Source organism: Acidovorax sp. HMWF029 (assembly GCF_003060895.1).
In the GTDB taxonomy this organism is placed as follows: Bacteria; Pseudomonadota; Gammaproteobacteria; order Burkholderiales; family Burkholderiaceae_C; genus Acidovorax.
This window is the reverse complement of the sequence record NZ_QAIH01000243.1, coordinates 1-1098: the sequence shown is the minus strand read 5'-3', so window position 1 is coordinate 1098 and position 1098 is coordinate 1. Positions and strand designations below refer to the sequence as shown.

The following is a 1098-nucleotide window of genomic DNA, read 5'->3' as shown; positions in this document are numbered from 1 at the left end:
TGCAGGCTGTGGGGTACTTGGGGATGGGGTGCCTGGGGATAGGGCGATCAGTGGTCCGTGGAGCGGTCTCTGCACCGGCCCACCCGTTGCCTCAGCCCAGGTCGTTGAACCGTATCAGCGGCGTGAGCGAGGGGAACTCGCCCGCCCGTTTTTGCTTCATGGCCGTGACGGACTCCATCACGTGCCGGTTGCTCCAGATGGCACCCTGCAGCCAGCCCATCTGGCGCAGGCTGTCTTCCACGCTGTGGTCGCGCGCGTAGTTCACGGCCTGCTTGGTGCCCCAGATGGCGACGGGGGGCTTGGAGGCGATCTCTTGGGCGCACTGCAGCGCGGCGGCCACCATGGCTTCCTGCGTGTCGAAGACTTCGTTGACCAGGCCGTAGCCCTGGGCCTTCTGAGCGCTCAGGCGGCGACCGGTGTAGGCCAGCTCTTTCACCACGCCCAGCGGGATGAGCTTGGGCAGGCGCTGCAGCGTGCCCACGTCGGCCACCATGCCAATGTTGATCTCCTGGATGCAGAAGAACGCGTCGGCCGTGGCGTAGCGCACGCAGGCGGTGGTGACCATGTCCACCGCGCCGCCGATGCAGCCGCCGTGAATGGCCATGATCACCGGGATGCGCAGGCTCTCGATGCGGGTGAAGGTGGCCTGCATGTCGGTGAGCAGGTCGAAGATGGCGGCCCGCCCCTCGGGGCTCTGGTCGTCCATGGTGATGGCGCCGCCAAAGGTTTCGAGCGCCATGCCCGCACTGAAATGTTTGCCGGTGCTGCTGACGACCAGCGCACGCGCTTCGCCACTTTTGTTCAATGTGCCCAGCACCTCGTCCAGCTCGCGCCAGAAGGTGGGGTGCATGGTGTTCATGGCCTCGGGGCGGTTCAGCACCAGGTGTGCCACATGGTTGGTGATGCTGAGGGAGAAGCAGGTGGGGGTGGTATTCATGGGGCGTCACTGTAGACCCGCCAGCAGCACGCGGGTCGTCGCCTGGGTGACTTTGGATTATTTTGGCCATCTCCGCGCGACTGCAAATGGTTTCTTGCTATAAAAAATGCAGCATATGCAATGGCAAGGCTGGGCGGCAGCTGTTCAGGGCGGATGTGGTT

1 protein-coding gene is annotated in these 1098 nt (G+C 64.3%); it reads right to left on the bottom strand.

Translation table 11 applies throughout. From position 1 onward, the window contains the following. Positions 1–91 precede the first annotated feature (91 nt). On the bottom strand, positions 92–937 hold the full coding sequence (locus DBR12_RS17875; RefSeq protein WP_108618498.1) for an enoyl-CoA hydratase-related protein: 846 nt from the start codon (positions 935–937) through the stop codon (positions 92–94). Positions 938–1098: the final 161 nt, after the last annotated feature.